Here is a 25941-nt window from a genome sequence, read left to right as displayed (position 1 = left end):
TTTCTTTCTCTAGTGTATCAAAAAACGGCGGAACATAAAAAAAGCAGCCTTACGATAAAAGCTGCCCGAGAATATAGGTCAAATCATCACGTCTGGATGTTGTGTACGGATGAAGTGATTTTGATATTTCTTCTATTGAGTGTCCCTGCTTTAAGCAGGTGCGGATATGCGGAACCTCAAGCCCATCCGTGTAGATGATGAATGTCGCCCCTTTTTCGTATGATGACGTATACGTTTTGTATCTTTGCGGTTTGCCTGAGAGGTAACCCGAAATCGGCAGCGGATGAAAGACTTCGCCTGATGGGGAGTGCAGGAAGAAACGGACGTTGCCGATCGAGCAGTATGTCAATTCCCTTTTGATGAAATTGATTTTTAAGATGGAGGCAGTCGCCCCTCTTTTGTTTTTCATCGCTTGATTGCAGCGCTCAATGATGCTTTCCACATCCTCATTCGCATACGTTTCCACGATGTCTTTAATGGCTGACGAGGATTCGTTGGCAAGAGATCCGCTGCCGAGACCGTCCGCTACCGCGCAAACTAATTCTTCTTCATTCGCCTTCATAAAAAAGCTGTCGCCGCATATGGACTTGCCTTCTTTATTTAATTGGTATACGAGAGTTTGAACATGTTCATTTTCTTCAACCTGAATCATTACATTAGCTCCATGGAGGGATCTCCAATCAAGGCCTCTCTCAGTTTTTTCACCGCTTTCCGCTGCAGGCGCGAGACGTGCATTTGAGATATTCCGAGAATGTCCCCTGTTTCTTTTTGGCTTTTATTTTGCACAAATGTTAGATCGATAATCTGTTTTTCGCGGTCGGACAGCACATGAAGCACGCTTTTGATCATCATCTGCTGGTTGACGCGTTCGTATCCTTCCTCCTGCGACCCGACGATATCTAAAATCGTGACGGTGCTTCCGTCCGCATCCGCTTCGATGCTGTGATCGACAGAAAGCGCCTGATAGCTTTTTCCCATCTCCATCGTTTCAAGCACTTCCTCTTCTGACACATCGAGAAAGGCTGCGATTTCTTCGACTTTCGGCGACCGCTGCGTCTCTGTCGTCAGCTGATCCACCGCCATTTTAATGCGCGGCCCGAGTTCTTTAATCCGTCTCGGGACGTGTACGCTCCATGTTTTATCCCTGAGGAAGCGTTTGATCTCGCCGATGATGGTCGGAATCGCAAATGCTTCAAAGGATTTGCCGACCTCGGGATCATACCGTTTAATGGCTCCGAGAAGTCCGATCATCCCGACCTGGCGGAGGTCTTCGTGAAAGCTTTTTCCTTTTGAATATTTCTTTGCCAGCATTTCGACGAGATTGGTATACACCTCGACGAGTGTTTCCTGGGCTTCTTTATTATCATGTGTTTGAAAGTCGCGTATGAGCCGATCAACTTCATCTTTAGTTAGTTTCGTAGTTTTTGATGGTTGTGCCATGATCAACTCGCTCCCCATTTAAATACTTTGTCATCGCCACGGTTACGCCAGAGTTGCTTTGAACTTTGACTTCATCCATGAGCGTTTCCATTAAATACAGACCGAGCCCTCCTTCTGACAATTGATCGACTGTGTGCGAAGGTGTGTACGGCCCGAGATCCTGCTGCTTCTGATCAAAATCAAAGCTGTCTCCCTGATCGGCGACAATGACCTCCAGCCGATCCTCAAACACACCGAACCGCACGGATACTTCTCCCTTATTTTCATCTTTGTATGCATGCTGGACAGCGTTTGTACAAGCTTCGCTGACAGCGATTTTCAAATCTTCAATGTCATCATAGGTATAGCCCATTCTGCTGGCGACTCCTGATAACGTAAGCCTGACGATTCCTACATATTCCGGTTCGGCCGGAATTTTCATCTCTATATAATCAACTGATGTACTCATTGCACGCCACCTTCTGACTTTGCCGAAATGTCGATGATGTCCTTAAGCCCCGTAATTTCAAACAGACGGACGAGCCGGTCGGAAAGATTCTCAAGCTTCAGAGAGCCGCCTTCCTTGCTCACCGTTTTAAACACGCCTACAAAAACGCCTAAACCCGTACTGTCCATATAATTTACATCTTTTAAGCAGATTCTCATGTCCTTCCCCTCGTTTGCCAGGGGCATCAGCTTTTCACGAACCACCGGAGCTGAGTATACATCGATTTCTCCAGCGATATTGATTTGTATATCTGAAAGATTCTCCTTCATATCTACCGTTAAATTCATCGTATCACCTCTGAAAGTTATCCTTACTCGTGCTAATGGCTTTTTACCCGTGCTGCTGTTTTTTTAAACCTTTCTTTTCAAAACAATTAACGTAAAATCGTCATGAAGCTGAAAGTCCTGAAGTCTCAGCAGGCTGTCGTAAATATTTTTGACCATATCCTGCGCGGAGCAATCCATATGTTCTTCCAGCATGCGCTGAATGTCGCTGCGTTCTAAGAAACCGTTTTCGGTGCGGCATTCGGTGACGCCGTCAGAAAAAAGAACGATCATGTCTCCTTCGTCCATGTGCTGTTCATATTGGCTGTAATCAAAATCCTGGGAAATTCCCAGCACCAATCCTTTTGCCTCCAGATCATAAAACTTTTTTTCTTTTTCAGAGTAGTAGAAGCCCGGTTCATGCCCCGCAGAAGCATATGTAAATTGGTGATTTTTCGTATTGTAGTTTGCGTAAAACATGGTGATAAACATGCTTGAGTCCACGTTCTGTTCTACAACGCGGTTAAGATTTTTCAGCACTTGGGAGGGGTGAATGCCGATCTCCGGAAGAGAGTCCATGGCATACTTGATCATCGACATGCACAATGCGGCGGGTATTCCTTTTCCGATGACATCGGCTATCGCGATGTTAATCGATTCCTTGTCTTTGACAAAGTGATAATAGTCCCCGCTCATTTGCTTGGCGGGGACGCTGATCGCCCCGATATCCAGTTCTTCTTCTTCAGGAATTTTTGTGCCCAGCAGCGTCTGCTGAACATTTGCGGCAATTTCAATTTCTGAACGAAGCTCCTGCTGGATATCTCGCAGACTTTGGTGTTCCTGATAAGCCATCCCGTAGCCAATCATGACTTCTATTAAAAAATCCAGCGAATGAAAAACATCTTCCGGCAGATCCGGATACAGTTCCTTTACCACTTTTCGGTGGATGCTGATGATCTCCTCCGGAGGAACCTGATGTTCAATCGTTTTTCGGCTGAATTTTTGGGCTTGATATAAAGATGTTTCTGTTAATTCGGCTATATATCGGCTAAGCAGCTGATGATACCGCTGCTCTATAACCTCCCTGAAATCCACGTTCTAACCTCCTACCGAAGCCATTTTACGGCTTGAATCTCTGTTCCTTCCTCTGCAACAGATTGCAGGCTGAATTCGTCCATCAGCCTTTTGACGCCCGGAAGTCCCGCTCCCAGTCCGCCTGACGTTGAAAAGCCGTCTTCCATCACTTTACGGATGTCGGGGATTCCGGGTCCTTTGTCTTCTGCTATAATTTTAAGGCCTTTTTTCCCTCTGTCGTTTACTTGTTCTATGCTGACCTGGCCCTTGCCTGCATATAAGTAAATGTTTCTGGCCAATTCTGAGATAGCCGTCGTGATTCTGGCCTGGTCCACCGTGCCGAAGCCTAATTCCTTCGCAACGTTGCGGCCAAGCTGTCTGGCGGCCACGATATCCCATTCTGTCATGATTTTCACACAGGATTGGTCGTTCATCGCTATTCCCCCAATTCCCGCTTCAATGTCTCAAGCCCTTGCTCTAAATCGAGCGCCGTTTCGATTTCCTCAAGTGAGATTCCGAGTTCAATCAATGTGACCGCCACAGCCGGCTGAATTCCCGTCAATACGACCTTTGCACCCATCAATTTAGACATGGTGATGACATCGCCGAGCACTTTCGCGATAAATGAATCGATCATGTCAACGGATGTCAGGTCAATGACGACCCCGTTTGCGCCGGTTTCATAGATTTTGTTCAGCAGATCTTCTTGAAAATGCAAAGCTGTCTGGTCGTCAAGCTCCCATTGGATGGATACCAATAAGCAGTTATACAGTTTCAGGATCGGGATTTTTGGATGTCTCACAATGTTATTCCCCCAATGAAACGATTTTTCGATTTGTCATTTCAAGCGCTGTTTGAATTCCTTTTTGAAGGGTATTCTTCGTAATAACCTGCGACAAATCAATTCCCAGATTAACGATCGTCTGCGCGATTTCCGGACGGATTCCGACGAGCAGACATTTCGCGCCGACAAGCCGCACCGCTTCTGATGCCTGAATAATATGGTGCGCCACCATCGTATCAACGACCGGCACGCCCGTAATATCAATTAATACAACCTGTGAACGGTGCTTTACGACGCCGTTTAACAGATTTTCCATAATATGCTTTGCACGCTCCGTATCAATCGTCCCGACAAGCGGCATGACCGTTACATGCTCAAATACCGGGATCAGCGGAGCCGACAATTCCTGAAGCGCGATTTTTTGCAAAGTAACCGTTTTTTCCCAGGAGATAGAATACTGATTTAAGATTTCCGTGTTGATCGGATTGAAAAAGCTGTCTATTTCCAAAATCAAATCTGCTCTGTCCTGATCGGCCATATTAAGGTCGACCATCGTTTCGTAAAGCAGTTTCCAAAACTCTGACAGGGTGGCTGAAAGAAGTTTCAGCGACAGGCCGAGCTGAACGGCGCGCAGTGCGAGTTCACTGATCTGCTCTTCCGTAGCCTCGTCATTTTTTGTCGATAATAAAAGAATGTCTATATAGTCTTTACAAATATTTTCACATATGTGATTCGTAAGCTGATAGTCTTCCTGATTGCCTACTTCTTTTAGTTTGGCTGTCCAAGTATCAAGCAGTTCATCATGCTGATCAATAATGAACTGATACACTTTCTGATTCGACATGGGTTTCACTGACCTCCCGACACAAAACAACAAATTTTGTTTGATTATCTCTTTATTATAGCGCTTATGTTTTTCGAAAACAAAAAAAGTTGCTCTATATGAGCAACCAAAATATGACTAAAAATCAATGAGTGCCAAACTGATTTGCAGGGCTTCATCAACCTTATCCATCATTTCATCATCCAGATGAGTTATTTTATCCGTTAATCTTTGCTTGTCAATCGTCCGAATTTGCTCCAGCAAAATAACGGAATCTCTTTCAAAACCGTAGCGTTTTGCATCAATTTCGACGTGGGTTGGTAATTTCGCTTTCTGTATTTGGGCTGTTATGGCTGCAACAATAGCAGTCGGGCTAAAGCGATTTCCGATATCATTCTGGATCACTAAAACCGGGCGTACGCCGCCTTGCTCTGAGCCAACAACAGGAGATAAATCAGCAAAATAAACATCGCCGCGCTTTACAATCAAAATGATTATCCTCCGCTGACTAAGCGCTCAACGGTCGTTTCTGCTTCGCACTCAGCATAGTGAGCCTCAGAAGAGATATTCAAGTTGATTTTCGCCATTTCCATATACCCGCGTCTCATCAAATCACGGTTATGGCGAGTCGTCCGTTCGCTGACATACGCTCTCACTGCTTGTGATATCAGTTCGTTTCTGCTTCGTTTCTCCCGCATCGCTACACCATCCAATTCAGCTACTAAGTTTTCGGGCAAGCTGATTTTCATTTCGGTTCTTGCGCTGGATTCAGACAAAAAACATACACCTCCACCAAACTTACGGATACGACCAATTCATCCATCCAGACATAATGATACCATTATTCAAACGTCAAGCAAAGCTGTTTTATAAATTCTCTTTTTCCGGATGACGGCTACTTGTTTGTATTATCTTGCAGTAAAGGATTTCTTACTTCCATTATACTCTCATTTTCCAAAAACATACGGGGAACGCGGGAACTAATGGTACAAGGGACCTCGTAATTAATCGTCTCAAGCCGCCCTGCGATTTCATCCATCGTGATCGTTTCTTCCTTCTGGCTGCCGATCAGGGTGACTTTGGTGCCCGGCGGATAAGAGTGATCTAATTCGACCATCAATTGATCCATGCAGATTCTTCCCGCGATGTTCATCCGTTTGCCGCCGATCAGCACAGACGTGCCGCTCAGCTTGCGGAGCCACCCGTCTGCATAGCCGATGGGAACCGTTCCAATCCATTGATCCTTCTCTGCCGTATATGTTGCGCCGTAGCTGACGCTTTCCCCTTTGCGGATCTTTTTCACATGGGATAACACAGAGTGCAGCGCAAAAGCCGGCTTTAATTGAAACGGAATTTCGCTTTGGATGTCAGCAGAAGGACGAAGCCCGTACATACTGATGCCGAAACGAACCGCGTTAAAGAAGCCTTTTTTAAGGCGAAGTCCGGCGGCGCTGTTCGCGCAGTGCACCATCAATTCTTTTAAAGGGAGCGGAGCGATCAATGTTTTAAAGCGGTCAAACTGGAAGAGGAAATAATCTCTGTTTTTCTCATCCGCGGTAGCAAAATGGGTGAATACGCCTTTACAGACTAAACCGGGATTTTGGCTGAGGATTTTTAACACGCTTTGGATTTCTTCCTCCGTTTTGACTCCGAGTCTGTTCATGCCGGTGTCGACTTTCAGATGAAACGGCAATGTGGCACCTCCGAGGTGGCGCGCAGCTTCCTGAAGCCATTCAACAGAATACCCCGTGAGTGTTACGTCATACTCGGCAGCTGCTTGTACATATTCGGGCGGCACGGCGCCAAGCACGAGAATCGGCGCTGTAATGCCCCGTTTTCTCAATGAAATCGCTTCATCCAGTATGGCTACGGCAAGACAAGAGGCACCCGCTTCAAGCGCGGCTTTCCCAACTTCCAAATCTCCGTGGCCGTAAGCGTTCGCCTTTACAACCGCCATGAGATGGACGTTTTGCCCGATGTGTTTTTTCATATGCGTGACATTTTCTTTAATCGCGGACAGGTTGATTTCCGCCCACGTTTCTCTGTAAAAGGATGCTGTGTTCATTCGATACACTTCCTAGCATTATTTTCAATTCATATTGTTATTATCATACTAAAATTATTCTGCAAAGTGAAATGGAATCAAAAAAGAGACCGACAGCGGCGGCCTCTTTTTTGACATTATTTTGACGACTGTCCCTGCATGCTTTTAGCGGCGGCCACCATTTCATCTTTTGTCAGATCCTGTGATGACAGAAGATAATCGACTCCGTCATATGTCCACGTTAAAGACGTATCAGATAATGCGGCCACCGTGAAGCCGAGATTAACTGGTTCGCCTTTCAGCGTGACGGCAGAGGCGGCTTTTGCGATATGGGCTTTTTCTTGAATAAGGGTGAAGGATTTTTCTCCGCCGTAAGTCATGACGATCCGTTTGCCGTCCGCCGTTGAAATATCTTTCTCTTCAAGCTTTTTGACGCCGGCCGGCACTTGAAGCGGTGTTTTGACCGCAAATGAATCAGACGGCTTGGCGCTTGTGGCGACGTCCATCTGGGAAAGCGTCATATTTTTCTTCTCGTCAAAAGAGTCTTTATCAAACGGCTTGTTGAATTCAAAGCTTTTGAATTCGACTTTTACCATCACTTTCCGGTCTGTATCCATCACTTTGACGAGCGACGGGCTCATGTCCTTTTTGTTGAAAGTGATTTCCTGAGTCGGCAGCATTTTGTTGTGCTGATAGTTTGTTTTTGTTTCAAACGTGTACTTTTTATCTTTGGCGGAATAGACGGCGTCTTTGTCATGCTGCACGTCCTTTACAAGTGACTCAAACAAATATACTTGGCTGCTGTTATTCGGCCAATCGCTTTGGAACCTGAAGCTCTTATTTAAAGACGGCGTAAGGACAAAGACTCCGTTGGCGTTCCGTAAAATGACTTGGTTTTGGTCTTTTTTCGGATTTTCCAGATAGACCCGGTACAGGGAAGGTTTTTTATGCCAGATTTCCACATTGTATACTTGCGGATCACTCCCCGTCTGAATGGTCATTTTGGCTTTCGCTTTGTACGAGGTGTATTCTTTCGCCTTCTTATCTAAACCGTTCACGATATCTTCCTGTGATTTTTGGCCGCAGGCCGAAAGAATAAGGACGGCAAGCAGTCCCGTTAAAAGCAAAACAAAGCTTTTTCTCACCTTTTTTCAACCCCTTCTTCTCAATTGATGTAAAGGGAAGAAATCGCTTGTTTGACTTTAACGGTACGCCCTGAACGGACGGACGCGTACCATAAAAGCCTCAAACAACTTGTCTCCCTTAATGCACTATCAAATATATGAAGGGGTTTCGGCTAATATGCAGACTAGCGTGACAACCTTTCAATCACGACCTGTGCCGCGGCGTATTCTTTTGTATGGGTAATGGAGACGTGAACCGCCGCGCCGTCCAGCTTGGCGCAGGTCAGCACCGGCTTGCCCGCCGTGTCGTTTCCGGTTTCAATATCCTGAAAGCTGAGCTCTTTGCCGATACCTGTGCCGTATGCTTTCGAAAAGGCTTCTTTTGCCGCAAATCTTCCCGCGAGAAATTCAATTTTCCTTTTATCCGACAGCAATGTAAAACGGGCGTATTCAGCCTCCGTCAATATTCTTTGCGGAAACCTCGCCTGCCGGCTCATCATGTTTTCAATTCTGTGCAGTTCAACGATGTCGATTCCGATTCCGAAAATCATGTGAATTCCTCCTAAAAGTCCGTACTAAAAAACGGTTTATGTCATAAACGTGTTACTATATATGTAACAAATCAGATGCAAAGGGGCTTGCGATGTTTATACGTACGGAAAATTTCCAGACTTTTATCAGACGTTATCCGGCCGTCAGCTGTATCTTGGCGCTGCAGGCGTTCTTGTGGCTGTTTTTCAGTATGCCGCTTCATTCCGTCATGATGTGGTCAGATGCAGTGACCGGCTATAATTACGGCGTTTCCTCGGGAGAATGGTGGCGGCTGGTGACACCGATGTTTTTACATGCGAATTTCACTCACCTTTTGTTTAACTCCATGTCTCTCTTTTTATTCGCGCCCCCGCTGGAGCAGATGCTCGGAAAAGTCCGTTTTTTGATTGTGTACATCGCATCGGGCATTATCGGCAATATCGGCACGTATCTTGCCGAACCGCTTGATTATGTGCATGTCGGCGCATCCGGCGCGATCTTCGGACTTTTCGGCGTGTATGTGTTTCTGACTGTTTTCCGCAAGGAGCTGATCGGCCGGGATCAGTCGAAAATGATTATGACCCTGCTTATCATCGCGGTACTGTCGACGTTTATCAATTCTAATATTAACATTATGGCGCATTTGTTCGGATTGGCAGGCGGATTTTTGCTTTCCTTTTTATGCGTGCAGCAAAAAAAGCGGCGGTATTAACCGTCCGCTTTTTCATATGAATACCAGCGCCCGATGCGTTCGGCATCTTCCTCGCTGACATCCTTCAGCATGACATGCTCCATGTGGTGAGCTGATTTCACTGCGGTAGCCACAGATGCGAGCCGCCTTCTTTTTTGCAGAAAGGAGCGGCTGACTTCAAACATCTGCATTCTTCTTCTCAGCATAATCGTGGTCGTCTTCCCGATCAGCCGTGTGGTGAGCTGCAGCCGGCCGCCGTTTAAGCACCATGACGCGCTCTTAAATGAGGCGTAGCCCAGCACCAGTTCGACGGGAAGCACAAGGAGCGATGCATATCCCCACGGTTTAAACAGAATACAAAGCGGAATGATCACGAAAACCGAGAAGATAACGGAGCGGAATAAATACCGGCGCAGCGCCCTTTTCGGCAAATGATTCCTGTTTTCTTCCAGTACGTAATCCGGTGTGAAACCGTTCAGCATCACACCGAGCTTTGATTTGCGGATGATCGGAAACAGAATCGTCTGAGCTCCTTCTTTCTCATTCCCCGCACTTCCGGCGCTGACAATCGCAACCGTCGCGTATCCGAATAACTGCCTGATCACATTTTCTTTAATTTTAATGGCTTGGATTTTACGGAGCGGGATCGTCACTTGATGTTTTTCAATAATTCCTCTCGTAATGACCAATTCGTGTTCCTTTTTTTCTATCTTAAAGTTGGCATGCTTGATCATCATACCGGCGATGCTTAACAGCCAGGCGATGAACAATCCTATGAAAATGATCACGGCGTATATGCCGATGCTCGCATGCTTGAGAAAGGAAAACCTGTCATAGAGCCAGTCCATCGGAAGTACTTCATCAATCTGAGAAAAGAGGGCGAATACCGCTGAGATGATGACACCGATCCCCCCGGATGTTGAGGCGGCCATAAGCAGCTCACCCACAGACAGGCGGTAAACGGATTGCACATCTTCCCCGCGCATCGGCTCCTGCTCCGCTGCGGTCTCCCCTCGTTCTTCTTGCTCCGCTTTTTGCTGAAAAACAGCCGCTCTGATCCGTTCCGCCTCTTCCACCGTAATGGCGGATAAGACAGCCTCGGCGTCTTTCCCGTCGCCGGCCGTTTCGATTTGAAGCTTAACAAGCTTAAACAGCTGCTGAATGATGCCGGCACTCGTATTCATTGATTGAATCCGGTCAATGGAGATGTATCTCTTTTTCGTAAAAAACAAGCCTTCTTCAATTCTGAATTCTCCGTCCTCAATCCGGTATGTAAATTTTCTCCACTCGATCACACTTGCCGTAATCAGCCAGATAAGCAGGACGGCGAGCGCAATGCCTCCGTAAAAGCGGATGAAGTGGTTGGAATTAACAATATAGACGAGAAAAAATGGCAGAATAATGTTTTTAATGGTTTCGATAATAATATGGAATAAGTTCAAAATCACGGCCGCCGGGTGCAGACGTTTCGGCTCAGACATCATCTTCCGTCACCCTTGCCAGACGGGAAATGGAATCCCTCAGCCGGTCAGCTTCCTCCATATCAAGCGCCGGAATGGAATGAACGGTTGCCGCCGTGGAGATTTTGACTGAGGCCAGACGGTACCTTCTGAGGAGCGGGCCTTGTGAAGTATCTACGTGCTGCACCCTCACCATCGGCACAATGACCCGTTTGACTATAAAAATGCCGGATTGAATATCAATTTCATTTTCATGGACCTCATAGCGCCAGATCCTGTGCCTGATTTTCGGTATGGCATAGACGGATATCACTGAACCGATGACCCAAATGATACCGAGGACTCCGGTGATCCAATACGGCCAATGGAAGAAATGGCTTAAAACAGCTGCTGCTATAACGGCCAGAAGACAGAAGGCGGACAGGATGATTTCCTGAAGACGCCAGACTTTTAAGCCGCTTGGACTGATTCGATTTTTTGGCTGTGCTCTCAACATACCTACCTCCCATTTTTTATCATACATACAAATACGGCTGATTTGCAAAAAAGATTCACTTTCCGGCATATCAAAAAAAGCGGACCCCGTAAAAGGGTCCGCTTCCTGTGTTTTAGTATGATTTTTTCTGGCGTCTGTCACCTGAAGAACGGCGGTCGCTTGAGCGTTTTTTATCGTAGGAAGAACGGTTGTTGTTTTTCCCTTTGCCGCCGCGGTAGCCGCCGCCTTGGCCGTCTCTGCGCTTAGAAGTACGCTGGTTTTTATAGCGTTTGCTGACCATCGGCGCTTCATCAGTGAGGCGTACAGGCGTGCTGTCCGGCTCTTTTGTCGCCATTTTAATGGCTGCAGCCACAACTGTCACTGCATCATGATCTTCTAACAATTCCGCAGCTGCCGTCATGTAGAAGTTCAGGTTGTTTTCGCTGATCGCCGTGCGCAGACGGTCAACCGTCACCTGCTGCTGACCTTCTAATGCTTCGTCAAGCGTCGGCTCTTTCATGCGGTCCATTTTGCGTTTTGTCGTTTGTTCGATCGCGCGAAGCATGTTTTTCTCACGCGGTGTGATAAACGTCATCGCCATACCCGTTTTTCCTGCGCGTCCCGTTCTTCCGATACGGTGAACGTAACTTTCAGGATCTTGAGGCACGTCAAAGTTGTAAACGTGGGTAACACCTGAGATATCAAGTCCGCGGGCAGCAACGTCAGTCGCTACAAGCACTTCGATTGCACCTTCTTTAAACTTGCGGAGCGCTACCATACGCTTCGCCTGCGTTAAGTCGCCGTGAATTCCTTCAGCCGCATATCCGCGAAGGTTCAGCGCTTCCGTCAATTCGTCAACACGGCGTTTTGTACGGCCGAATACGATCGCAAGTTCCGGAGACTGAATGTCAAGAAGACGAGTCAGCGTATCGAATTTTTTGCGCTCCTGCACTTCCAAGTAGAACTGCTGAATGTTGGACACAGTCATTTCTTTCGCTTTTACTTTTACGTGTTCCGGCTCAGTCATGAAACGCTCTGCGATCCGTTTGATCGGCGCAGGCATTGTTGCTGAGAATAAGAGCGTTTGGTGGTCGCTCGGCACGTTTGAGAGAATGGATTCAATATCATCAATGAATCCCATGTTCAGCATTTCATCAGCCTCGTCCATGACAACCGTGTTCACGTTGTTTAAACGGATCGTGCGGCGGTTGATATGGTCAAGAAGACGCCCCGGCGTACCTACGATGATATGCGGGTTTTTCTTCAATGCGCGGATCTGACGTCCGATATCCTGACCGCCGTAAATAGGCAGCACTTTCGCACGCTTATCTTGTCCGATTTTATATAACTCTTCAGATACTTGAATGGCTAATTCACGGGTTGGCGCGATTACGATTGCTTGAATATTAGGAGACTCGGGGTTCATTTTTTCAACAAGGGGTATACCGAACGCAGCTGTTTTACCTGTACCTGTTTGCGCTTGTCCGATGACATCTTTATTTAAAAGTCCGAGCGGAATCGTTTGTGCCTGAATCGGTGTTGCTTCTTCAAATCCCATACGATTGATTGATTTCATGAGATCAGAACTTAATTGGAAATCTTGAAACGTTATAGTCAAATTATTCAAACTCCTTCTGATTGCTGTTTCAGTAATGTCGTGATTTACCACTAAAAACTGCCCTTTCATCCAAAGGACAGGATCATACGTATACAAAGCCCGAATTACTTTACGTTTAATCTTACCATTACACTATGTGTTTTTCAATAAGGCGAGATGGTCAGGCGGCCGGAAGCGGCCTGACCGGATTCTTCCCGCGAACGAGGCCGGACCCCGCGCCGGACGGGATTTCCCAGCCGGCGGCCTTTCTTTTTCATACGGACAGAATTATTTCACCCTGAATTAGTTTCTTCATTTTTGTATATTTTTATAATGCTGATCGGTATTTTTTCATTTCTTCTCTAATAAATCTTTAACGATTTCTTCGAGCTTCATACCTCTTGATGCTTTAAACAGAAGGAGATCGCCGGAAGCGGTCTTTTCCTGTATGGCGCAAAGCAGTTCTTTTTTGTCAAGATAATGGCTGACGCGCCCTTCTTCAAAATGCCGGCGCGCTCCGTCAGCGATGAATGCGCCGAGTGTGCCGTAAGTAAATACATGGTCGATTTCCGCCGGATTGATCGCAGCTCCGCATTCTTCGTGGAATGCTTTTTCTTCATCACCGAGTTCAAGCATATCACCGAGCACGAGCATTTTCTTCCGATAGCCTTTCATCGTTTCGATTAATTCGACCGCCGCTTTCATTGACGTCGGGCTCGCATTATACGCGTCGTTTACGATCGAGATGCCGTTGTCCGTTTTAACCAGTTCCAATCTCATCCCCGTCACCTTCAGGCGGCTCAGTCCCAGAGCGGCATTTTCCGGCGTAATGCCGAAATAGATGCCGGCGGCGTATGCGGCCATGGCATTCATCACATTATGTCTGCCGAGAACCGGAATAAAGAAAGAACGTTCGATCCCGTCGATATTGAAGTACGTGCCTTCTTCCGCCTGTTTTATTTCTTTCAGACGGAGATCATTGTCAGCGCCTGCGCCGTATGTCGTTGTCCGGCAAGTGTACGCCTTTTCGCGGAGCAGCGGCTCATCCCCGAAATAAAACAGAACGCCGTCTTCCCGAAGTCCGTTTATAATTTCAAGTTTCGCCTCCGCAATTCCTTCTCTTGAGCCTAAATCCTGCATGTGGGATTCGCCGATATTGGTAATGACGGCAGCTTCCGGTTCAGCAAGACGGCTCAGAAAATCAATTTCGCCTCTCGCGCTCATTCCCATTTCTAAAACGGCGATTTCTGTATCTTCAGGCATGGCAAGCACGGTCAGCGGCAGGCCGATATGGTTGTTGAAATTGCCGGCGGTTTTGTGAACGCGGTACTGGGTGCTGAGAACGGCGTGAAGCATGTCTTTCGTTGTCGTTTTTCCGTTGCTCCCGGTCACCCCGATGACCCGTGTGCCGAGTTCTTTCAAATAAGCTTTCGCCAATGTCTGCAGCGCCTCCAGCGTGTCATCGACAAGGATGACAGCACGCTCTTCCGGCGGATTCGGCTCAGAGCGGTCCCACAACACCGCGGAAACGCCTTTTTCGAATGCTTGAGGCACAAAAGTGTGGCCGTTAAAATGCTCGCCTTTTAAAGGAATGAACAGCTGATTTTTTTCCAAAGTCCGCGTATCGGTTGCGGCGCCCTCAATCATTGTTTGTTCAAATACAGGATTTGTCAGTGTGCCTTTGACCATGTCGGCGATTCGTTTTACAGTTCGCTTTATCAAAGGTGGCACCTCGCTTTCTGAAAATGTTGTCTGTTACGGGAAAAGACACTGCCCCTTCAGGCAGTGTCCGTCTTCATTAAAATGTATGTTTAATCAGCTGTTTTTCGGCATGGCGTTCTTTTGCCAGCTCAACCAGCTGTTCGATCAGATCACTGTAATCTACGCCTGCTTCTTTCCAAAGCAGCGGGAACATGCTGAATGGCGTAAAGCCCGGCATTGTGTTCACTTCGTTAATGAGCACTTGACCGTCATTGGTCAGGAAGAAATCGGCGCGGACAAGGCCTGATCCATCAATCGCTTTGAAGGCTTTAATCGCCATCTCGCTGATTACCGCATATTGTTCATTCGTCACTTGCGCGGGAATCATTAAATCCGTGTCGCCGTCTTCATATTTCGCTTTGTAATCGTAAAAGTCGGTTTTCGGTGCGATTTCACCGACGGCGGAACATTTCGGTTCGTCATTTCCGAGCACGCCGATTTCGATTTCTCTGCCGGCGATTCCTTCTTCCACCACAATTTTCCGGTCATACTCAAAAGCCAGTTCGAAGGCTTTTTCAAGCTCTTCACGGTTTCGGCATTTGCTGATTCCGACGCTTGACCCGAGGTTCGCCGGTTTGACGAAGCACGGATATCCCAGCTCCTCTTCAACCTGCTGTAAGCAGCTGTCCGGCGTCTGTTTCCAGTCCTTTTTTAAAAAAGCGGCGTACTTCGCCTGCGGAAGCCCCGCTTGAGCAAACAAATGCTTCATGATGACTTTATCCATGCCGGCTGATGATGCAAGCACGCCGTTGCCGACATAAGGAACGTTCAGCAATTCCAGCAGACCCTGAATCGTGCCGTCTTCACCGTTCGGTCCGTGGAGAAGCGGAAATACAACATCGATCGGCGCCTTTTCGTCAGGCGACGCTTCTGGAAACATTTCCCGGTTCAATGCTGATAGAGCGAAACTTTCACCGTTTTGTTCCAGCTGAAGCATTTTCACGTTGGAAACCGGCTCAGTCAGCAGCGGGCCTCTTTGCCATTCTCCTTTTTCAGTGATGTAAATCGGATGTATATCAAACTTCTCAGTATTAAGCGCTTTTGTTACAGCTAATGCTGTCTGCAGCGATACATTGTGTTCGGCTGACTTTCCGCCGTACACCAATCCTAGACTTGTTTTCAATGGATATTCCCCCCACAACAATTCATCTTTACTATCTTATCACTTTCCTCAGAAAATGATCTAATTATTTTTGGGCATTCTGAATATGAAAGCATTTGTATGTAATTCCTTTTTATTTTATATTAAAATGGCATGGAAAAGGAGATGTGTCATATGAAAAAAATCAGTACAACAGAACAATTTAATGAACTTATTCAATCCGACAAGGAAATCATCGTGAAATTTTTCGCTGACTGGTGCCCTGACTGCACGCGCATGAATATGTTCATCGGCGATATTTTGGAAGAATATAATCAAAATGATTGGTATGAGCTGAACAGAGACGAGCTCCCTGAGCTTGCCGACAAATATCAGGTAATGGGCATACCGAGCCTTCTGATCTTTAAAAACGGCGAAAAGAAAGCGCATCTTCACAGCGCAAACGCGAAAACGCCCGAAGAAGTCACAGAGTTTTTATCACAGCATATTTAATTCGTTTCACGATCTTTGTTTATGACTTCAGGCTCTACATGAACATGGACATGAGTCACATCATGTTCATGTTTTATTGCATATTCGACTTCATCGGCTACTTCATGGCCTTCTTTCACAGACAGTCCCGGATCTACCGTAATGACCATTTCCACATGAACCGTGCTCCCCAAATACCTTGCTTTCACATCCTTCAGCCTGCTGACCTCTTTTATTTCTTTCACTGTGTGTTTATACGGCTCCAAATCTTTCAGATCAAACCCGTCCGTTAATGAGTGGGAAGCATCTTTGAAGATGTCCCATGCCGTCTTACAGATGATAATTCCGATCAGAAAGGCAATGACCGGATCAATCCACGGCAGATGAAGCCGGGCCGTTAAGACGCCTATAAACGCCCCAATACTGACATAGGCGTCAGAACGGCTGTCTTTCGCCGCCGCATGAAGCGCAGAACTTTTAACCCGATCCGCCAGACGGCTGTTATATACATACATGCCGTACATGACAATCGCGCTTCCGAGCGCCGTCCATGCCGCAATGAAGCTCGGCTCGGCCTCCGTTCCGCTGACAATCGCCTTTGCTCCTCCGATCAGCACTTCAATACCGACCGCCATCATAATAAAAGACGCAATTAATGAAGAAATTGTTTCAGCCCGATAATGTCCGTAGGCATGATCACTGTCCGCGGGGCGCTGGGAAATCCGGAGCCCGATCAGCACAGCCAGTGATGCGACAATATCCGTGGCATTATTTAACCCGTCCGCTCTGAGCGCTTCGGAATGATAAATAAGACCGATCACCAGTTTGACGGCGGCAAGGATGAGGTACGCGGCGATATTAAGAATCGCGCCTTTTTCGCCCCGTTTTAAGTTTGCCGTTTGATCATTCATGCAAGGACTCCTCCATTCTCATTCATAGTATGGATGGAAAAGCGGAAAAATAGCAGCTTTGATCTGACCAAATGCAATATTCGACAGCATTATTCCCCGGGAAACTTTTGTCGAAAAATTGGCGGTATTTTTCCTTTACATATGAATATGTCCATTGTATACTTTCATTAACTGATAATGATTCTCAATATCATTTGATTAGGAGGGTAATCATGAGGTCTTCTCCTCAGCTCAGATCATCCGTTGAAGGACGAAAAAAACATCTGATCCATTTGCTGATCAATAACGGAATATACAAAAAGTCGGAACGGCATTTATATGAATTATCGCTCGGAGAATTAGAAAGCGAATACAAATATGTAAGGAAGGTGCGGGCTCATGGCGAAACGTAAAATAAAAACATACGAACAGCTGATAAAAGAAAACAAGGCGGCCATTATGAATAATCAGAAGCTGATGAATGTGATCTATGACAGAATTGACCGCAAGCATCAAAAACTGCTCCGGCACAACAGCCATACATAAAAAGAGCCTTTTTCAGGCTCTTTTTTTATTACTCAAAGGCTTCCGCCGCTAATTTGCCGATGACCGCATCGTCCATCGGCGGATTGTGAAGGCCGGCCCGGGCATCCCGATAATACCGCTGAAGCGGATTATTTCGCTCCAGGCTTTTTGCGCCGGTGATTCTCATTGCTTTGTCAACAACAGAAAGGACGGCATTTGTCACAATATGTTTTGCCGCACCGAGCTCGCTTTTGATGAAAGGGCGGCGTTTCGGGTCATCATACATTTGGGCCGCCGTAAAGAGAAACTGTCTCGCTTTTAACAATTCAAGCTCCATTTCCCCGACACGCTGCTGAACGGCCGGCACGTCTTTAATCGGTCCGTTCAGGCTGTTCGGCGAATATTCGGATGCAAACCGGACGGCATAGTCCCTTGCCGCTTGAGCGATGCCCAGATAAGCAGCGGGAATGTGAAGCAGCCAGCCATTGACTTTCGCCGCTCTCGGCCCGCTGGTAAGCTCCACAAGCCGCTCGTCACTGACCGTGACATGATCTAAAAGGAGATCATGGCTTCCGGTCGCCTTCATGGCAATCATATCCCATGTTTCTTCGACTGAAACGCCTGCCTGATCTTTATGAATGAGAAAAACACCGGTCGTTTGTTTTTCTTCAATCCATGCCGTCACAAGCATATAATCCAAAGTCAGCGAAAGGGTTGTAAAGGTTTTTCGGCCGTTCAGCACCCATTTTCCGTCTTTTTTGACAGCGGAGGTGCCGGGTCTTCCTCCCCTCGTCGGACTGCCGGTCTGCCGTTCCGTCGCTGCCCTGTTCAGGACGGCTCCCTTTTTCACCTCTTCTGTGATAAATGAAAAGACATCTTCATCCCAGCTGTTTCCTTCTCCGAGCTCACCCATGACGGATAAATGCCAGCCGATTCCGAGAGCAACGGCCGCGTCTCCCCGTGCCAGCCGTTCCTGAAACAGCACCATATCATAAACAGAAATGCCTGCACCGCCGAATGCCTCAGGTACCGTTAACGCCGTATATCCCGCGTCGCGCAGTCTTTGAATTTTCTCCGCAGGAAAACGGCCCGCCTCATCATCAAGCGCGGCTGTTTTTTGAAATTCGTCTGCAAGCAGGCCGATTTTTTCCATCCATTCCCGCTGCCGTTCATTCTGTATCCATAAAGACACTGGAATCCCCCCATTATAATTCCGATAAAGTTAATAAGTATTATAGAGATTCAAGTCTCGTTTCGCAACTGTGAGGCTGTACAAAAAAAACACGCTATTCCATGGAATAGCGCGTTCAGACTGCTTCCGGGCCGCGGTCCTGCTTGAGCCCGAGATAAATCAGCATATATGTGAGATAACCCATCGTCATCACAAGCCCGCCAAAGAAAAAGCTTGAAAAAATCGGCTCTTCAAACGCGGTAACCGCCGCAAGCACGATCCAGCTTGCATACAGGTAGATGATGAAATAACGGAATCCCGTCTTCATTTTATATAAGAGAAACAGACCCACTGTAGAAAACAAACCCAGCGCAAGCCTGAAATAAACAAGATGTTCGAATTGAAACATGAATGACACAAAGGAAAAACCAAGCAATAACACAATCGGTAATGCGGTAATAAAATTTCTCAAGTGAGCACCTCCGTCATTACCTTTATTATAAATCAAAATAGCATAAATTATTGATTTATCGTGATCTTTTTCACAAAAATGTCATTCCTTTACTTTATACCCGAACATCTCGTTTGCAAAAGCTCCACCAAGCGACGGCTAAAAAGAATACGATATGGATAATGATAATGCCTGCGGAAAATAACGGCGTCATTCCCGCAAACAGCGGTTTCGCCCCGCTCATATATTGCGTCAGGTCAGTATTTGCGAACAGCAGAAAACTTCCCCATTTGTTTTGGAAGAGCGACATAATCGTCACGAGTGATTTTGCGCCGTACAGCACGATAAATGACAAAATGACGGCCGTTGCGCTGTTTCGGAATACAGAAGAACACAACAAGCCAAAGCATGCCATCGCAAACGCCTCGACCCAGTTCGTGCCGATTACTTTCAGGGTGTTCATCAGAAGCGTCCCTGATTCAGATGTCACCGACACTCCGAAGAAAGCCATGCCGAACAGCAGAGACAGAATATAGTACGCCGCGTACAGGTACAAGCTGACCAAAAATACGGTAATGAGTTTAGATACAAAAATCCGCTCCCGCTTTACCGGACGGATTAACAAAAATTTGATCGTTTTCTTATCAAATTCAGCGGAAATGATCGTTGCCGCGATCACGATTGTTAATGCCTCAAGCAGAATATTCAGCCCGGGGGCGTACGCCATATAGCCGATGAAATTCTCATCCGTTCCGGAACTGATGACAAGCCGTTTAATGACAAGCGCCATAATAAATTGGAGAACAGCCATCAGAATCAGCGCCACTAATGAGACTTTTCGGTTAAAGAGTTTCATATGCTCATTCGCTGTCAATTTAAACATTCGTCTCCCCCTCCTCTTGAAGCGCCGTCGTCACTTTCATGAATTCATCCTCCAGCGATTCCGCATACGGCATGATGGAATACACGAGAAAGTCTTGTCCGACGAGCGCACGGTTTAATGCCGGGATGTCCTTCTTCGCTACGGTGACGGTAATGCTCCCGCCGTTTTTCTCCGGAACGAATTGCTGCTGGGACAGCCATTCGAATGCTTCGTCAGCCGGCTGAATGTCGAGGATGGCTTTTTCTTCTTTTTCCGCAGCGCCGCGCAGAACAACCTCTGTTTTGATCTCACCTTTTTGAATGATGATGACACGGTCGCAAAGGTCCTCCACTTCACGCAATAAATGCGTCGCAAAAAGGATGCTCGTCCCTTCAAGCTCCGCGAGTTCCTTTAAGTGATCGCGGAAATCCTTCATTCCGCCGGGATCAAGCCCGTTTGTCGGTTCATCTAAAATGAGCAGATTCGGACGGTGAAGAATGGCCTGTGCAATCCCGAGACGCTGACGCATGCCAAGGGAATACGTTTTAACTTTGTCATGAACGGCATTTGTGAGCCCGACCCGCTCGATGACTTCCTGAAGCCTGTCCTCTTTGATGTTTTTGTGCATGTTGGCAAAGTGCTTCAGATTTTCCCACCCCGTCAGGTACGGGTAGAATTCAGGATTTTCCACGATCGCTCCGACGGATTCAAGCGCTTTTTCGAAATCAGCATCGTGCTGAAAGCCGTTAATTGTAATCGTGCCGCTGTTTTTCTTTAAAAGGCCGACGATGATTCGGATAAGTGTGGTTTTTCCCGACCCGTTCGGACCGAGCAAACCGATGATCTCGCCCTGCCTGACATCCATGCTGATGTTTTTTAAAATGTGCTTTTTGCCTATTGTTTTGTCAAGGCCTTCAATATGTAAAATCGGCTCAGTCATACAGCCTTCCTCCTTTTTCACAAAAAATAAACAGTGCCCGTACATAGGCACTGTCTGCATTATAACATTAGTCATATATTCGTGAAGAGCCGGAGCCGACGTTATGTCTTATCAGGAGCCGGTCCGTTTTTTTCCTTCTCCTCATTATTGACGACATCCAGAATATCAAGCAGGAATACAAAAATCGGAATTCCGATAATCAAGCCCCAAATGCCCAAGAAATGTTCTGAGAAAATCAGAACCGTAAAGGTAAAAAAGATCGGCAGTTCCGTTTTCGCTGACATCAGTTTCGGATTAAGGAAGTACGTCTCAATCGCATGGATGACGAAAATGACCAGCACGATATAGATGACATACGCTGCGCCGCCCGTCGTATACGCGATGATGCTGAGCGGAATGAGCGAAATCACCACACCCGCAACGGGAATGAGCCCGAGGAAAAAGACCATGATGGACAGGCCGAACAGCTGCGGAAAATGCAGAATCGCCAATGCGATCAAGGTGAGGATACAGTTCACCAGCGCGATAATAAATTGGGCTTCAAGCACTTTGCCGAATGTTCTCGCAAATTTGCTGCCGAAATAAGCAAGTTCGTAGTAAAAAACAGACAGCTTGCTGTGCTGAAATTTTTTCATAAACTCCGTGAGCCGCTTTTTCTCGAACAGGAAAAACATGCTGAGAATCAGTGACATCACGACCTGCAAACCGAAAGTGCTGATATCGGCCAAGTATGTATACAGTACATTAAAACCTTCTTTTACATAGGAACCGATATTGATATCGCCGAACACGCTCGATATCTCATCATAAAACGGAATGACATCGGGATGATACGCGATGTGCTTGATCTGCTTAATCAGCTGTTCAATCTGCTTGGCAACAATCGGGTAAAAGACAAAGCCTCCGACAGTCGCCCCGACAGCCAGCGCAATATATAAAATGGTGATGACCACCCTCTGGCTGATCCGGAAAAAATGGTTCAACACATGCCGGATGACAGTCTCCAGCCGATCCATCAGAAAAGTAAAAATAAACGTAAGCAAAATCAAATTAATCATACTTCGGAATACAACTAACACCCCAGTCAAAACAAGAAAAACGGAAAAACGTCTGACACCCGGATGCTGAAAAAATTTAAAAATAGCCGCCATTTATACACTCCTGCTAGGACAAAAAGCCCTTAGATTTCATCTTTCACTCTCTAATTGTAAATTATATAACAAAATGACGCTAAGGTCTTTGTCCACCTCCTAATAAATTTAAACAAATTTATCTTTTTTACTCATGGCGGCCGAAAAAAAGAACGGCATGCCCTATGCATGCCGTTCCTTTCCTTTTATACCGCCGTTTTCATTTCTTTTACGGCCTGTGTGCTTTTCGCTTCGTCAAACTCATTTTCGCTCTTGGCTACGATGATGGTGGCGATTCCGTTTCCGATCAGGTTGACGATCGCCCTTCCTTCACTCATAAAGCGGTCAACGCCGAGGAGCAGCGCCAGTCCCTCCAGCGGAATAACCTGAAGTGCCGATAAAGTGGAGGCGAGCACGATAAATCCGCTTCCGGTTACGCCCGCCGCGCCTTTTGATGTCAGCATCAGCACGAGAATGATCGTAACCTGCTGGCCGATGGTAAGGTCAACGCCGAACACCTGCGCCAGAAAAACCGTCGCCATGGACAGATAGATCGAGGTGCCGTCCAGGTTAAAAGAATATCCTGTCGGGATGACAAGGCCGACAACCGATTTGGAACAGCCGTAACGCTCCATTTTATCCATCATCCGCGGAAGGACGGACTCAGAAGAGCTTGTGCCGAGAACGATGAGCAGTTCATCTTTAATAAAACGGAGATAGTTCCACAAGCTGAAACCGAATAGTTTGCAAATGATATTCAAAGCGACAAATACAAACAGGAACATCGTAACGTATACAGACAGCATCAGACTCGCCAGCGGCTTGATGGAATCAAGGCCGAAGTGACCGATCGTATAGGCCATGGCCCCGAATGCGCCGATCGGCGCCGCGCGCATGATGTAGCCGATGATTTTGAAAAAAACGTGCGACAGTTTATCGAAGAAATCAATAATGCTTTTGCCTCTTTCACCGAGCGCCGCCAGGCCGACACCGAATAAAACAGAAAAGAATAAGACCTGAAGAATGTCGCCTTTTGCGAAAGCGTCAACCATATTTGACGGAACGATGTGAGTGATAAATTCAATCCAGTCAATCCCCTGTCCCCCGTTTTGGGTGTACTGAGAGACATCCCCTTTTTCAAGCTTGCTGTAATCAAGGCCCTCACCGGGTTTCATGATATTGACGACCAGAAGTCCGATAATAAGGGCGATGGTGGTCACGACTTCAAAATAAATAAATGCTTTTCCCCCGACTTTGCCGACTTTTTTCATGTCTCCCATCTTGGCGATGCCAAGCACGATCGTCAGGAATATGATCGGTGCGATAATCATTTTTACCGCATTGATAAATGTATCGCCGAGCGGCTTCATCTGCTTCCCGGCATCAGGCCATACGAGTCCGACAATGACGCCGATGATCACCGCCGTGATGACCTGCACCGTAAGATTTTTGAAAATTTTCATCCCTACTCCCCCTTGCCTCTCGCTGCGTCTATACAAAAAATGATAGCGTTTTCATACAAAGAGGGGAAGCTTATGATCATAACGGACATATTGGTCTTTTTGGTCTCGGCTAGCGGACGAATTTGTAGCGGTTAACCGGCCGTCCCACTCCCCCGTATTGAATGTCGAGCTTAATCTGGCCGTCCTTCTCAAGAAAATCAAGATAACGCCGCGCCGTCACCCTTGCAATTCCGAGCGCTTTGGCGGCTTCTTCAGCTGAAAGCGGCTCCGTCTGCTGTTTCATATAGGTCAAAATTTCATTCATCGTAAAATGATTTAACCCCTTCGGCAGATCCCGGGACGGATTTTGCGGAATTTTAAGCAGCATGTCAAGCTGCTCTTGCGACATGGTGTCATGCTCTTCAATTTTCCGTTTATATTGTTTATAGTTTTCGAGCGCCTGCCTCATCCGCTCCAGCTTAAACGGCTTCAAAATATAGTCGGCCGCACCGTTTTGCAGCATAAGCTGGATTGTTTCTTTGTCTTTTGCGGCCGAGACGATGATGACGTCCACTTCGAGCTTTTGTTTTCTGATTTCCTGGAGCGTTTTAATTCCGTCTTTTTTCGGCATGTATACGTCTAATACCACGAGCCCGGGCCGCAGATCTTTTATAAGCCTGATTCCCTCGTCTCCGTCAGCGGCCGTGGCGATGACGCTGAACCCCGAAACACCGGTGATAAATTCTTTATTCACCTCCTGCACCATCGGATCATCTTCAATAAGCAGCACCTTGATGTCCATCGAATGATTCCTCCCCCTTCATCGGAAATAATATAGAAAATGCCGTTCCCTGTCCCTGCCGTGTGTCGACTTCAATCACGCCCATCCCTTTGTCGACGATTTGTTTGACGAGGTACAAGCCGTATCCCGTTCCCCCCGTTTTATTGACGGTAAACCCTTTGTCATAAAGGCGCGGGATGTGCTGATCGGAAATCCCGCTTCCGTTGTCTTCTATTAATATAGCAAGCACTTCATCATTTTGCTCGATACTGATGTCAATATGTTTGTCCTCCGTGTCCGCTGTTTCGAATGCGCCGAACGCATTTTCAATTAAATTGCCGAGCAGGACGACGATGTCATGCTGGTCGACATGCTCCGGAAATGCCGCGAAACTGCTGTTTTCATCAATTTTCACAGAAATGCCAAGCTCTTTTCCTCTTTTGATTTTGCTTAACAGCAGCCCCGCCGCAGCGTCATTCTGAATGGCCTGATGAAGAAAATCAGTGACGCTTTCTTGTTCTGATGATTCCTTAAAAGCAAGCTGAAGCGCTTTTTCTGATTTTCCGAGCTGAATCAGCCCCGCGATGGTGTGAAGCTTGTTCATATGTTCATGATTTTGGACTCTGAGCGCATCGACAAAATTTTTCACACCTGTCAGTTCTTCCGCCATTTTCGCCGCTTCCGTCCTGTCCTGAAAAATGGCAACGGCTCCGATGACCTTCTTTTTCATGACGATCGGAATTCTGCTGCTCATGATCACCTTTCCGCTGACTTGGATTTCTTCATTATATACGGCTCGGTTCCGCTCGACGATTTCAGGGAGCCGCGAATCTTTTAACACGTCCCAGATCAGCCTGCCGTCGGTCTCTTGTCTGACATTGAATATCTGCTTCGCTTTTTCATTAAAAATGGTGATGTGATGCTGATTATCGATCGCAATGACGCCCTCATTCATTGAATGAAACGTTGCGGTCCGTTCCTCATACATTCTCACGATCTCATGGGGCTCCAGCCAAAACATTTGTTTTTTGATGTGGCGGGCCAGCAAAAAGGAGCCGGCCAGTCCGAACCCGAGCGCCAGCAGAACGATAAACAGTATTTCATGTTTCAGCTGAAGAAGAATTTCACCGAATCCGGGCAGCGTTTTACCGGCCAGAACGACACCGATCTGATTCAAATCCCGGTCTTTGATGGGATAAAAAGCGCGGACGGCGGTGCCGATCTCTCCCTTTGCTTCGGAAAAATAAATGTGCTCGGCGAACGCCGCGGCTTCGTCCTCACCCCTTGAACGCTTTCCGATCATTGTGCTGACGGGATGTGAATAGCGGATATGATCCATATCCATGACGACGATGTAGTCCGCTTCATTGATGATCCTTATTTCTTCGACCGCATGGCGCACGTCTTCCCTTTGTTTTTTCTGCTCCAGGGCGCGTTTGACATCGGTCATCTCAGATACCGTCCGCGCGGTATTCATCAGCCGTTTTTTCAGCTCACGCTCCTCTGTATGCTGGATATTGCCGATCAGCACGATGCCGACGATCAAAAAGGTAAAAAGCACGACGATATACGAAAGTATGGTGATTTTCCAGCGGATGGTGAGCTTTTTTTTCGTCATTGGC

At 46.9% G+C, this 25941-nt stretch carries 31 protein-coding genes; 4 read left to right on the top strand and 27 right to left on the bottom strand.

Translation table 11 applies throughout. The annotated features are described in order from the left end of the window. Positions 1-49: 49 nt before the first annotated feature. The 13 genes from ACWJJ5_RS13820 to acpS form a co-directional block, all read right to left on the bottom strand. Complete coding sequence (locus ACWJJ5_RS13820) at positions 50-652, bottom strand: PP2C family serine/threonine-protein phosphatase (RefSeq protein ID WP_146276154.1); 603 nt, start codon at positions 650-652, stop codon at positions 50-52. After that, positions 652-1440, bottom strand: a complete 789-nt coding sequence (gene sigB / locus ACWJJ5_RS13815) for an RNA polymerase sigma factor SigB (RefSeq protein WP_003156171.1) — start codon at positions 1438-1440, stop codon at positions 652-654. Before sigB ends, ACWJJ5_RS13820 begins: the two co-directional genes overlap by 1 nt. Next, entirely contained in the window at positions 1406-1888 is a 483-nt protein-coding gene (gene rsbW / locus ACWJJ5_RS13810) for an anti-sigma B factor RsbW (RefSeq protein ID WP_003156173.1), read from the bottom strand. The genes sigB and rsbW overlap by 35 nt, the downstream gene beginning before the upstream one ends. After that, positions 1885-2214: an anti-sigma factor antagonist RsbV gene (rsbV, locus tag ACWJJ5_RS13805; RefSeq protein ID WP_003156176.1), complete on the bottom strand. Its 330-nt coding sequence runs from the start codon at positions 2212-2214 to the stop codon at positions 1885-1887. Before rsbV ends, rsbW begins: the two co-directional genes overlap by 4 nt. A 63-nt stretch (positions 2215-2277) precedes the next feature. Next, the gene (locus ACWJJ5_RS13800; protein ID WP_003156177.1) at positions 2278-3285 is read right to left on the bottom strand and encodes a PP2C family protein-serine/threonine phosphatase; all 1008 of its coding nucleotides are present in this window, start codon (positions 3283-3285) and stop codon (positions 2278-2280) included. An 11-nt stretch (positions 3286-3296) separates the two neighbouring features. Continuing rightward, complete coding sequence (locus tag ACWJJ5_RS13795; RefSeq protein WP_003156178.1) at positions 3297-3698, bottom strand: anti-sigma regulatory factor; 402 nt, start codon at positions 3696-3698, stop codon at positions 3297-3299. Positions 3699-3700: 2 nt separating this feature from the next. Continuing rightward, positions 3701-4066, bottom strand: coding sequence for an RsbT antagonist protein RsbS (gene rsbS, locus ACWJJ5_RS13790; RefSeq protein ID WP_003156180.1), 366 nt, complete (start codon positions 4064-4066; stop codon positions 3701-3703). Between the two features lie 4 nt (positions 4067-4070). Beyond that, the gene (locus ACWJJ5_RS13785; protein WP_003156182.1) at positions 4071-4892 is read right to left on the bottom strand and encodes an STAS domain-containing protein; all 822 of its coding nucleotides are present in this window, start codon (positions 4890-4892) and stop codon (positions 4071-4073) included. 117 nt (positions 4893-5009) lie between these two features. Beyond that, positions 5010-5360, bottom strand: a complete 351-nt coding sequence (ndoA, locus tag ACWJJ5_RS13780) for a type II toxin-antitoxin system endoribonuclease NdoA (RefSeq protein WP_003156187.1) — start codon at positions 5358-5360, stop codon at positions 5010-5012. Positions 5361-5365: 5 nt separating this feature from the next. Then, a complete protein-coding gene (gene endB / locus ACWJJ5_RS13775; RefSeq protein ID WP_003156188.1) occupies positions 5366-5647 on the bottom strand; it encodes a type II toxin-antitoxin system antitoxin EndoAI in 282 nt (93 codons plus the stop codon). Positions 5648-5766: 119 nt separating this feature from the next. Beyond that, positions 5767-6936, bottom strand: a complete 1170-nt coding sequence (gene alr, locus ACWJJ5_RS13770) for an alanine racemase (RefSeq protein WP_077721837.1) — start codon at positions 6934-6936, stop codon at positions 5767-5769. A gap of 116 nt (positions 6937-7052) precedes the next feature. Beyond that, positions 7053-8060, bottom strand: coding sequence for a LolA family protein (locus ACWJJ5_RS13765; protein WP_003156191.1), 1008 nt, complete (start codon positions 8058-8060; stop codon positions 7053-7055). 164 nt (positions 8061-8224) lie between these two features. Beyond that, positions 8225-8590 (bottom strand): holo-ACP synthase, encoded by a 366-nt coding sequence (gene acpS, locus ACWJJ5_RS13760; RefSeq protein ID WP_071392104.1) that lies wholly within the window; start codon positions 8588-8590, stop codon positions 8225-8227. A gap of 92 nt (positions 8591-8682) precedes the next feature. On the opposite strand from acpS, the gene ACWJJ5_RS13755 reads away from it, so the two are divergent. Next, on the top strand, positions 8683-9282 hold the full coding sequence (locus ACWJJ5_RS13755) for a rhomboid family intramembrane serine protease (RefSeq protein ID WP_003156193.1): 600 nt from the start codon (positions 8683-8685) through the stop codon (positions 9280-9282). Here ACWJJ5_RS13755 and ACWJJ5_RS13750 read toward each other — a convergent pair. The 5 genes from ACWJJ5_RS13750 to ACWJJ5_RS13730 form a co-directional block, all read right to left on the bottom strand. Continuing rightward, positions 9279-10745, bottom strand: a complete 1467-nt coding sequence (locus ACWJJ5_RS13750; protein WP_077721835.1) for a PH domain-containing protein — start codon at positions 10743-10745, stop codon at positions 9279-9281. The two genes, ACWJJ5_RS13755 and ACWJJ5_RS13750, sit on opposite strands and share 4 nt — an antisense overlap. Then, entirely contained in the window at positions 10735-11214 is a 480-nt protein-coding gene (locus ACWJJ5_RS13745; RefSeq protein WP_003156195.1) for a PH domain-containing protein, read from the bottom strand. The genes ACWJJ5_RS13750 and ACWJJ5_RS13745 overlap by 11 nt, the downstream gene beginning before the upstream one ends. Before the next feature lie 115 nt (positions 11215-11329). Then, entirely contained in the window at positions 11330-12814 is a 1485-nt protein-coding gene (gene cshA / locus ACWJJ5_RS13740) for a degradosome RNA helicase CshA (protein ID WP_003156196.1), read from the bottom strand. 330 nt (positions 12815-13144) lie between these two features. Further along, positions 13145-14515, bottom strand: a complete 1371-nt coding sequence (locus ACWJJ5_RS13735; protein ID WP_454022471.1) for a UDP-N-acetylmuramoyl-tripeptide--D-alanyl-D-alanine ligase — start codon at positions 14513-14515, stop codon at positions 13145-13147. Positions 14516-14591: 76 nt separating this feature from the next. After that, on the bottom strand, positions 14592-15677 hold the full coding sequence (locus tag ACWJJ5_RS13730) for a D-alanine--D-alanine ligase (RefSeq protein ID WP_025853731.1): 1086 nt from the start codon (positions 15675-15677) through the stop codon (positions 14592-14594). A gap of 153 nt (positions 15678-15830) precedes the next feature. Here ACWJJ5_RS13730 and ACWJJ5_RS13725 point away from each other — a divergent pair, with 153 nt between their 5' ends. Beyond that, on the top strand, positions 15831-16148 hold the full coding sequence (locus ACWJJ5_RS13725) for a thioredoxin family protein (RefSeq protein ID WP_003156200.1): 318 nt from the start codon (positions 15831-15833) through the stop codon (positions 16146-16148). On the opposite strand, the gene ACWJJ5_RS13720 is transcribed toward ACWJJ5_RS13725, so the two are convergent. Then, positions 16145-17038 (bottom strand): cation diffusion facilitator family transporter, encoded by an 894-nt coding sequence (locus ACWJJ5_RS13720; RefSeq protein ID WP_007410221.1) that lies wholly within the window; start codon positions 17036-17038, stop codon positions 16145-16147. The two genes, ACWJJ5_RS13725 and ACWJJ5_RS13720, sit on opposite strands and share 4 nt — an antisense overlap. 212 nt (positions 17039-17250) lie before the next feature. Here ACWJJ5_RS13720 and ACWJJ5_RS13715 point away from each other — a divergent pair, with 212 nt between their 5' ends. Beyond that, the gene (locus tag ACWJJ5_RS13715) at positions 17251-17430 is read left to right on the top strand and encodes a Fur-regulated basic protein FbpA (protein WP_003156203.1); all 180 of its coding nucleotides are present in this window, start codon (positions 17251-17253) and stop codon (positions 17428-17430) included. After that, on the top strand, positions 17417-17563 hold the full coding sequence (gene fbpB / locus ACWJJ5_RS13710) for a Fur-regulated basic protein FbpB (protein WP_003156206.1): 147 nt from the start codon (positions 17417-17419) through the stop codon (positions 17561-17563). Before ACWJJ5_RS13715 ends, fbpB begins: the two co-directional genes overlap by 14 nt. 28 nt (positions 17564-17591) lie before the next feature. On the opposite strand, the gene ACWJJ5_RS13705 is transcribed toward fbpB, so the two are convergent. The 8 genes from ACWJJ5_RS13705 to ACWJJ5_RS13670 all read right to left on the bottom strand — a co-directional run bounded on the left by ACWJJ5_RS13705 (position 17592) and on the right by ACWJJ5_RS13670 (position 25937). Then, complete coding sequence (locus ACWJJ5_RS13705) at positions 17592-18734, bottom strand: acyl-CoA dehydrogenase family protein (protein WP_173613249.1); 1143 nt, start codon at positions 18732-18734, stop codon at positions 17592-17594. Between the two features lie 115 nt (positions 18735-18849). Next, on the bottom strand, positions 18850-19185 hold the full coding sequence (locus tag ACWJJ5_RS13700; protein ID WP_003156210.1) for a hypothetical protein: 336 nt from the start codon (positions 19183-19185) through the stop codon (positions 18850-18852). A 94-nt stretch (positions 19186-19279) separates the two neighbouring features. Next, complete coding sequence (locus ACWJJ5_RS13695) at positions 19280-20047, bottom strand: ABC transporter permease (RefSeq protein ID WP_007410217.1); 768 nt, start codon at positions 20045-20047, stop codon at positions 19280-19282. After that, entirely contained in the window at positions 20040-20966 is a 927-nt protein-coding gene (locus ACWJJ5_RS13690) for an ABC transporter ATP-binding protein (RefSeq protein ID WP_069013422.1), read from the bottom strand. The genes ACWJJ5_RS13695 and ACWJJ5_RS13690 overlap by 8 nt, the downstream gene beginning before the upstream one ends. A gap of 101 nt (positions 20967-21067) precedes the next feature. Next, on the bottom strand, positions 21068-22117 hold the full coding sequence (locus ACWJJ5_RS13685) for an AI-2E family transporter (protein ID WP_173613248.1): 1050 nt from the start codon (positions 22115-22117) through the stop codon (positions 21068-21070). A gap of 185 nt (positions 22118-22302) precedes the next feature. Further along, a complete protein-coding gene (dctP, locus tag ACWJJ5_RS13680) occupies positions 22303-23559 on the bottom strand; it encodes a C4-dicarboxylate transporter DctP (RefSeq protein ID WP_058906576.1) in 1257 nt (418 codons plus the stop codon). Positions 23560-23668: 109 nt separating this feature from the next. Next, entirely contained in the window at positions 23669-24340 is a 672-nt protein-coding gene (locus ACWJJ5_RS13675) for a response regulator (RefSeq protein ID WP_003156219.1), read from the bottom strand. Further along, positions 24315-25937 (bottom strand): ATP-binding protein, encoded by a 1623-nt coding sequence (locus tag ACWJJ5_RS13670; RefSeq protein WP_454022470.1) that lies wholly within the window; start codon positions 25935-25937, stop codon positions 24315-24317. Before ACWJJ5_RS13670 ends, ACWJJ5_RS13675 begins: the two co-directional genes overlap by 26 nt. Positions 25938-25941 lie beyond the last annotated feature (4 nt).

The sequence above is a fragment of the Bacillus sp. JK74 genome, assembly GCF_053663395.1.
The sequence above is the reverse complement of the archived record's forward strand: the minus strand, read 5'-3'. Positions and strand labels throughout refer to the sequence as shown.

Coding starts and splice junctions, on each gene's coding strand:
- ACWJJ5_RS13820 (WP_146276154.1), bottom strand. CDS start 652: ATGATTCAGGTTGAAGAAAATGAACATGTTCAAACTCTCGTATACCAA.
- sigB (WP_003156171.1), bottom strand. CDS start 1,440: ATGGCACAACCATCAAAAACTACGAAACTAACTAAAGATGAAGTTGAT.
- rsbW (WP_003156173.1), bottom strand. CDS start 1,888: ATGAGTACATCAGTTGATTATATAGAGATGAAAATTCCGGCCGAACCG.
- rsbV (WP_003156176.1), bottom strand. CDS start 2,214: ATGAATTTAACGGTAGATATGAAGGAGAATCTTTCAGATATACAAATC.
- ACWJJ5_RS13795 (WP_003156178.1), bottom strand. CDS start 3,698: ATGAACGACCAATCCTGTGTGAAAATCATGACAGAATGGGATATCGTG.
- ACWJJ5_RS13785 (WP_003156182.1), bottom strand. CDS start 4,892: ATGTCGAATCAGAAAGTGTATCAGTTCATTATTGATCAGCATGATGAA.
- alr (WP_077721837.1), bottom strand. CDS start 6,936: ATGAACACAGCATCCTTTTACAGAGAAACGTGGGCGGAAATCAACCTG.
- acpS (WP_071392104.1), bottom strand. CDS start 8,590: ATGATTTTCGGAATCGGAATCGACATCGTTGAACTGCACAGAATTGAA.
- ACWJJ5_RS13755 (WP_003156193.1), top strand. CDS start 8,683: ATGTTTATACGTACGGAAAATTTCCAGACTTTTATCAGACGTTATCCG.
- ACWJJ5_RS13750 (WP_077721835.1), bottom strand. CDS start 10,745: ATGATGTCTGAGCCGAAACGTCTGCACCCGGCGGCCGTGATTTTGAAC.
- ACWJJ5_RS13725 (WP_003156200.1), top strand. CDS start 15,831: ATGAAAAAAATCAGTACAACAGAACAATTTAATGAACTTATTCAATCC.
- ACWJJ5_RS13720 (WP_007410221.1), bottom strand. CDS start 17,038: ATGAATGATCAAACGGCAAACTTAAAACGGGGCGAAAAAGGCGCGATT.
- ACWJJ5_RS13715 (WP_003156203.1), top strand. CDS start 17,251: ATGAGGTCTTCTCCTCAGCTCAGATCATCCGTTGAAGGACGAAAAAAA.
- fbpB (WP_003156206.1), top strand. CDS start 17,417: ATGGCGAAACGTAAAATAAAAACATACGAACAGCTGATAAAAGAAAAC.
- ACWJJ5_RS13695 (WP_007410217.1), bottom strand. CDS start 20,047: ATGTTTAAATTGACAGCGAATGAGCATATGAAACTCTTTAACCGAAAA.
- ACWJJ5_RS13690 (WP_069013422.1), bottom strand. CDS start 20,966: ATGACTGAGCCGATTTTACATATTGAAGGCCTTGACAAAACAATAGGC.
- ACWJJ5_RS13685 (WP_173613248.1), bottom strand. CDS start 22,117: ATGGCGGCTATTTTTAAATTTTTTCAGCATCCGGGTGTCAGACGTTTT.
- dctP (WP_058906576.1), bottom strand. CDS start 23,559: ATGAAAATTTTCAAAAATCTTACGGTGCAGGTCATCACGGCGGTGATC.
- ACWJJ5_RS13675 (WP_003156219.1), bottom strand. CDS start 24,340: ATGGACATCAAGGTGCTGCTTATTGAAGATGATCCGATGGTGCAGGAG.
- ACWJJ5_RS13670 (WP_454022470.1), bottom strand. CDS start 25,937: ATGACGAAAAAAAAGCTCACCATCCGCTGGAAAATCACCATACTTTCG.